This is a genomic window from Pseudomonas sp. ICMP 561, assembly GCF_002699985.1.
GTDB classification, from domain to species: domain Bacteria; phylum Pseudomonadota; class Gammaproteobacteria; order Pseudomonadales; family Pseudomonadaceae; genus Aquipseudomonas; species Aquipseudomonas quasicaspiana.
Genome location: NZ_LKBT01000035.1, coordinates 1 through 6,770 on the forward strand (window position 1 = coordinate 1; position 6,770 = coordinate 6,770).

The following is a 6,770-nucleotide window of genomic DNA, read 5'->3' on the forward strand; positions in this document are numbered from 1 at the left end:
GCGAAATCGACCCTGCCAGTTAAAAACTGTTACCTATGTGCGTGAACTGATTTGTAACCCATGTGGGTGAGTCATACCGGCAAGAGCCTTTTGGTTACTTTTGGGCTGTTCAAAAGTGACGCGCTGTAAAAGCGCAACCAATACCAGCCGTCACCAAATAACGGATATGTACACAACCAAAACTACCCCACCTTACGCCCCTGCACCGGATAACCCGGATCGGTATAGCCATGGGTCGACGTATGCCCCGGCACCACAAGGCTGTCCACCAGCTTCTCATCGTCCGGACCCAGCTCCAGGCTCAACGCATCCATATATGTATCCCAATGCGCCTCAGTCCGGGGCCCGGCGATCGCGGCGCTGATCAGCTTGTTCTTCAAGACCCAGGCCAGCGCGAATGCAATAGACGTAGTGCCCCGCTCAGCCGCATGTCCGGCGATCGTCTGAGCGATTTTCAGCGACTCGGGACGCCACTCGGTCTGCTGCAAACGCTTGTCACCGCGGGCCGCTCGGGAGTCTGCCGGAATGTCTGCATCAACCCCGTACTTGCCGCTCAACACCCCCCGCGCCAACGGGCTGTAAGACACAACACCCAATCCGTACTGCTCGGCCGCCGGCAATTGCTCCACCTCCGCACTACGGTCGACGATGTTGTACAGCGGCTCACTCGCCACCGGCCGTTCGATACCCAACTGATCAGCGATGCGGACCATCTCGGCAATGCGCCAGCCATGGAAGTTGGAGACACCGTAGTAGCGGATCTTGCCCTGACGAATCAGGTCGCCGATGGCTCGAACGCCTTCTTCCATCGGTGCATCAGTCAGCGCCCGGTGGAAATACAGCACGTCGATGTAATCGGTACCCAATCGTTTAAGGCTGGCCTCAACGGACTGCATGATCCATTTGCGCGACTGGCCCTGCTCGTTTGGCCCTTGGGTCCGGGGTGTGGGGTAACCGAACTTGGTCGCCAGCACCCAACTGTCACGTTGCCGGGCAATGGCACGACCGACGACTTGTTCAGAACCACCGGCATGATAGGCATCAGCCGTATCGAGAAAATTGACGCCCTGTTCGAACGCCTTGTCGATGATGCGTTTAGACGTTGGCTCATCCGTTTCGCCGCCAAACATCATGGCGCCCAGGCACAGGGGGGAGACTTTCAGAGCGCTGCGGCCCAGATATCGGTAGTCCATAAGGTCCTCTCGAGAATGGCTGAAATACACATTCAGCCCATCCTAAAGAACCGGGGATTATTGAGTAAGCCCGAAAAGCTAGATGCAGTCATGAGTAATATTCATGTGTTCAGCCGTAAGGCATCGACCACGATTGCCAAGGCCCGGGAGCTTTGACGGCGACTGGCGTAATACAGATGCAGGCCCGGAAAAGTCGGAAACCAGTCCTCCAGCACCCAGTTCAAACGACCCGCATCGACGTGCGGCTGTGCCAGGTCTTCAGGCATGTAGGCCAGACCACCGCCATCCAGGGCGGCCTGAAGTATCTGATACACGCCGTTGAAGGTCAGTTGCCCGTCTACGCGGATCTGCAACTCATCTTTGCCATTCGCCAGTTCCCAGGCATAACAACCGCCATGGGTCGGCAGGCGCAGGTTGATGCAATTGTGCTGATGCAGATCATCGGGTTTGAGCGGCATGGCGCGGTTTGCGAGATAGGACGGCGCGCCAACGATGGACATGCGCATGTCCGGTGCAATACGTACCGCGATCATGTCCTTGGCGACCTGATCGCCGAGCCGCACTCCGATGTCGTAACGCTGAGCGACGATGTCCGTCAGACCGTAATCGGTAATGATCTCGACTTTGAGGTCGGGGTACATCGGCAGGACTTTCGCCAGCCTCGGCCAAAGAACTGTGTTGGCGCTGTGGTCGGTGGCGGTAATACGGATAGTGCCGCGCGGCTTGTCCCGCATGCCTGTTACTTCGGCCAGATCAGCATCTATTTCTTCAAATCGCGGCGCCAGGCTTTCGAACAGCCGCTCACCTGCTTCGGTAGGTGCCACGCTGCGGGTGGTGCGAGTCAGCAACCGTACGCCGAGCCGTGTCTCCAGAGAGCGAATGGTATGACTCAAGGCGGACTGAGAAACCCCAAGCTGGGCCGCCGCGCGAGTAAAGCTCCTTTCACGGGCAACCGCGATGAATGCCAGCAAATCGTTGTAACTGTCCCGCGCCATTCATGAGCCCTCGTCATCTAATGACTGGATTAAACCAGCTATCGCTTAATCGCCCACGCTATTTGTTTGCAAGATGTATCGGGACACCCACGCCCGAATAGGCGTCAAGCGCCCGTACACATGGGTTAAGAGGGCATTGATGAGCTCAGTTCAGGTGTGTATTGCGATCTTTGCGCGTAGTCCTGCAAGACTCTGCCGACTAACGTCACAGCTCTCGCACACCTTCTCCAAGCCACCACGCATTCATGAGCAGAACGCATAACTGTTAGCGAGCAGAAACCGCAAACTTTCTACGCAAGCGGCGAGTCGTAACTTTGACTTGTACGAAATTGACCTGAACGAAACATGCCCCACCTGAAACCGGCCAGCCGGACCAGGCCTGAAGGCGCAAAGACGCCCGGCACTAGCGAACTTGATGACAAGGTGTCGATACGGACGCCGCTGCCAAGCCACTGCTGAATTCGCAGCCATCCCCATGCATAGGGGAATAAAACAATGGACGACCGTGACCTGATGAAAATAACCAGACGCAAATTCCTGATCGTGGGCGCGGTGACCGCGACCACGGCCGTACTTCCGCCGTTCATTTCCGCCCTGGCATCGGCGGCCAACCAGATGGCTCGCCCGGTCCGCGCACCGGTTTCACTTGAAGTCAATGGCGTGGCTCGACAGCTGGATCTGGATACCCGCACCACGTTGCTCGACGCTCTGCGCGAGCACTTGCATCTGACGGGCACCAAAAAAGGCTGTGACCATGGCCAGTGCGGTGCCTGCACCGTGATCGTCAACGGCAAACGCGTCAACTCATGCCTGACCCTCGCGGTCATGCAGCAAGGCTCGAAAGTGACCACGGTCGAAGGCCTGGGCACGCCCGACAAATTGCACGCGATGCAGGCCGCGTTCATCAAGCACGATGGCTTCCAGTGCGGCTATTGCACACCGGGGCAAATCTGTTCTGCAGTGGCTGTCCTAGATGAGATTCGTCAGGGTATCCCCAGCCACGTCAGCCAGAGCCTGACTGACCGTCCGCAACTGATCGCCAGTGAATTCCAGGAACGCATGAGCGGCAATATCTGCCGCTGCGGTGCGTACTCCAACATCATTGCCGCCATCAGCGAAGTCGCGGAGGTGAACGCATGAGGCCTTTTACTTATGTACGGGCGCAGTCGCCCGCCGAAGCGGCGGCACAGGCTGCACAGACCGAAGGGGCCAAGTTCATCGCTGGCGGGACCAACCTGCTGGACTTGATGAAGCTGGAAATCGAAACCCCGATGCACCTGATCGACGTCAATGACCTTGCGCTGGATCGTATAGAAGCGACGCCCGAAGGCGGCCTGCGGATCGGCGCACTGGTGCGCAACACCGATCTGGCCGCCGACGCCCGGGTGCGCAAGGATTACGGCTTGCTCTCCCGAGCATTGCTGGCCGGCGCTTCCGGGCAATTGCGCAACGCTGCGACCACGGCGGGCAACCTGCTGCAGCGAACCCGTTGCCCGTATTTCTACGACACCAATCAGGCCTGCAACAAACGCCATCCGGGCAGTGGTTGCGCAGCGATTGGCGGGGTCACGCGGCAACTGGGTATTATCGGTGTGAGCAGCGCCTGCATCGCCACCCATCCGAGCGACATGGCCATCGCCATGCGGGTACTGGATGCCCAGGTTGAGACCGTACGCCCGGACGGCACCACCCGGGTCATTCCCATCGCCGAATTTCATCGCCTGCCCGGCAATACGCCTAACATCGAAACATCGCTCGCAGCTAACGAATTGATCACCGCCGTTACCCTGCCCGCGCCGATTGGCGGCACCCACATCTATCAGAAAGTTCGTGACCGGGCGTCTTACGCGTTCGCGCTGATTTCAGTTGCTGCGGTGATTCAAAGCAACGGCAAAGGCCGTGTCGCGCTGGGCGGTGTTGCACCTAAACCCTGGCGCGTTGAAGACGCTGACTCGCTGATGCCCGACGGTGCCAAGGCGGTCATGGCCAAGCTACTGTCTGGCGCCACGCCGACCCACGAAAATGAATTCAAGGTCACGCTTGCCGAGCGCACGCTGGCTTCGGTCATGGCGCAAGCGAGGGCTACCTCATGAAATTCGATACCCCGGCCAGCACCAACCCCATCGACCAGCTCAAAGTGGTCGGCAAAGCAACGCCGCGCATCGACGGCAAACTGAAAACAACCGGTCAGGCGCACTACGCCTATGAACATCACGACGTCGTGCCGAATCAGGCTTATGGCTATGTGGTGACCTCCGCCATTGCCAAGGGCCGTATCGGTTCGATGAATCTGGAGGCCGCCAACGCAGCGCCGGGTGTCATCGGGATCGTTACCGCAGCCAGCGCGGGCAAACTTGGCAAAGGCAAATACAACACCGCCACACTGCTCGGCGGCCCCGAGATCCAGCACTATCATCAGGCGATCGCGCTGGTGGTGGCAGAGTCCTTCGAGCAGGCACGCACCGCTGCGCAACTGGTGCAGGTCGAGTACCTGCGCACTAACGGCAAATACGATCTGGGCGGCGACCTGAATGCAGCCGTGAAGCCTGAAGGTGAATCGGCAGATACTGCACGCGGCGACTTTGCCGGTGCATTCAGTTCGGCGGCGGTGCAATTCGATGCGACCTATACAACCCCGGATCAGTCCCACGCAGCCATGGAACCGCATACCTCCATGGCGACCTGGGAAGGCGAAAAGCTGACCCTGTGGACGTCCAACCAGATGATCGCCTGGAGCGTTGGCGATATCGCTACCACGCTGGGCATGGCCAAGGAAAATGTGCGTCTGGTCTCGCCTTATATCGGCGGTGGCTTCGGCGGCAAACTGTTCATCCGCTCTGATGCGATCCTTGCTGCGCTGGGTTCTCGGCAGTGCGGCCGTCCGGTCAAGGTCGCGCTGGCCCGCCCGCAGATCATCAACAACACCACGCACCGCCCGGCCACTATTCAGCGGATCCGCATCGGCGCAGGTCAGGATGGCAAGATCACTGCGATTGCCCACGAAGGCTGGTCCGGTGATCTGGCGGGTGGCGGTGTAGAGAACGCCGTACAGCCCACCCAGTTTCTATATGCCGGTGAAAACCGCATGACCGCCATGCGCCTCGCCACGCTGGACCTGCCGGAAGGCAATGCCATGCGTGCACCGGGGGAAACGCCGGGGTTGATGGCGCTGGAAATTGCCATGGACGAGATGGCGGAGAAGCTCAACATGGACCCTATTGAGTTCAGGGTCCTGAACGATACTCAAGTCGATCCTAACAATCCGCAGCGGCCCTTCTCGCAACGTAACCTGATCCAGTGCCTGCAAACCGGTGCCGAGCGCTTTGGCTGGAACAAACGCAACCCGCGTCCCGGTACGCAGCGCGAAGGCAATTGGCTGATTGGCATGGGCGTCGGCTGCGCCTATCGCAACAACCTCCTGCTCAAATCCGGCGCCCGGGTACGTCTGGGCAGCAACGGTAAGGTCACGGTCGAAACCGATATGACTGACATCGGTACTGGCAGCTACACGATCATTGCCCAGACCGCGGCAGAAATGATGGGCGTGACGCTGGATGACGTGGTGGTACGCCTGGGCGATTCGGACTTCCCGGTGTCAGCGGGTTCCGGCGGCCAGTTCGGTGCCAACTGCTCGACTGCCGGGGTTTACGCGGCCTGCGTGAAATTGCGTGAAGCCGTCACCCAACGCCTGGGTTACACCGCCAACGATGCGGTTTTCGCGGACGGTCAGGTGCAGTTCGCAGGACGCAGCGTTCCGCTGGGTCAGGCTGCGCGTAACGGCGAGTTGGTGGCCGAGGACTCCATCGAGTTTGCGGAGCTCGCCAAGAAGTACCAGCAATCGACCTTCGGCGCGCACTTCGTTGAGGTCGCCGTCAACATGGCCACAGGGGAAACCCGTGTACGGCGCATGCTGGCTGTCTGTGCAGCAGGTCGCATTCTCAATCCGACCTCGGCCCGCAGCCAGGTAATCGGGGCGATGACCATGGGCGTCGGCGCAGCGCTGATGGAAGAGCTTGCCGTGGATAAACGACTGGGATTTTTCGTCAATCACGATCTGGCGGGATACGAGGTGCCGGTACATGCCGACATTCCCGAGCAGGAAGTGATCTTCCTCGACGAAACCGACCCGATGTCATCGCCCATGAAAGCCAAGGGCGTAGGCGAACTGGGCTTGTGCGGCGTGAGCGCGGCGATTGCCAACGCGATCTACAACGCGACTGGGGCAAGGGTTCGGGAGTATCCGATTACCTTGGACAAGGTCCTGAAATCTTTGCCTGAGATGATTTAGCCAAACAGATACACGTTTCTCTGTAGGAGCTGCCGAAGGCTGCGATGGCGGTGTGTCAGGACGAATGCTTTCGCAGCCTTCGGCAGCTCCTACAGGGAACGTGTTTCGAGTCAGGCAATCGCGTTTGCAATCCTGTGGGACCGAATTCATTCGCGAAGGCGGTAGTTCAGGCGGTACATCTGCAGCGTATACACCCGTCTCTTCGCGAATGAATTCGCTTGTATGGTTAGACTTGAAGGGGTGGTGGGACGAACAGTTCGCATCTGACTGCTGCAACAGTACAGACCGTGGGAG

At 59.2% G+C, this 6,770-nt stretch carries 5 protein-coding genes; 3 read left to right on the forward strand and 2 right to left on the reverse strand.

Annotation, left to right across the window (positions count from 1 at the left end):
- Positions 1 to 182: 182 nt before the first annotated feature.
- Both AO242_RS21855 and AO242_RS21860 read right to left on the reverse strand, forming a co-directional pair.
- Positions 183 to 1,193, reverse strand: a complete 1,011-nt coding sequence (locus AO242_RS21855) for an aldo/keto reductase (protein WP_099270355.1) — start codon at positions 1,191 to 1,193, stop codon at positions 183 to 185.
- 101 nt (positions 1,194 to 1,294) lie between these two features.
- Positions 1,295 to 2,188, reverse strand: coding sequence for a LysR family transcriptional regulator (locus tag AO242_RS21860; protein ID WP_027901389.1), 894 nt, complete (start codon positions 2,186 to 2,188; stop codon positions 1,295 to 1,297).
- Positions 2,189 to 2,701: 513 nt separating this feature from the next.
- On the opposite strand from AO242_RS21860, the gene paoA reads away from it, so the two are divergent.
- From paoA to paoC, 3 genes are read left to right on the forward strand one after another with little or no spacing between them, the layout of a single operon-like run.
- On the forward strand, positions 2,702 to 3,328 hold the full coding sequence (paoA, locus tag AO242_RS21865) for an aldehyde dehydrogenase iron-sulfur subunit PaoA (RefSeq protein WP_231665874.1): 627 nt from the start codon (positions 2,702 to 2,704) through the stop codon (positions 3,326 to 3,328).
- Positions 3,325 to 4,281, forward strand: a complete 957-nt coding sequence (locus AO242_RS21870; RefSeq protein ID WP_099270356.1) for an FAD binding domain-containing protein — start codon at positions 3,325 to 3,327, stop codon at positions 4,279 to 4,281. The genes paoA and AO242_RS21870 overlap by 4 nt, the downstream gene beginning before the upstream one ends.
- Positions 4,278 to 6,476, forward strand: a complete 2,199-nt coding sequence (gene paoC, locus AO242_RS21875; protein ID WP_099270357.1) for an aldehyde oxidoreductase molybdenum-binding subunit PaoC — start codon at positions 4,278 to 4,280, stop codon at positions 6,474 to 6,476. Before AO242_RS21870 ends, paoC begins: the two co-directional genes overlap by 4 nt.
- The last annotated feature ends 294 nt before the right edge of the window (positions 6,477 to 6,770 follow it).

Excerpts from the sequence above, each read along its gene's own strand:
- AO242_RS21855 (WP_099270355.1), bottom strand. The coding sequence starts at position 1,193 with ATGGACTACCGATATCTGGGCCGCAGCGCTCTGAAAGTCTCCCCCCTG.
- AO242_RS21860 (WP_027901389.1), bottom strand. The coding sequence starts at position 2,188 with ATGGCGCGGGACAGTTACAACGATTTGCTGGCATTCATCGCGGTTGCC.
- paoA (WP_231665874.1), top strand. The coding sequence starts at position 2,702 with ATGAAAATAACCAGACGCAAATTCCTGATCGTGGGCGCGGTGACCGCG.
- AO242_RS21870 (WP_099270356.1), top strand. The coding sequence starts at position 3,325 with ATGAGGCCTTTTACTTATGTACGGGCGCAGTCGCCCGCCGAAGCGGCG.
- paoC (WP_099270357.1), top strand. The coding sequence starts at position 4,278 with ATGAAATTCGATACCCCGGCCAGCACCAACCCCATCGACCAGCTCAAA.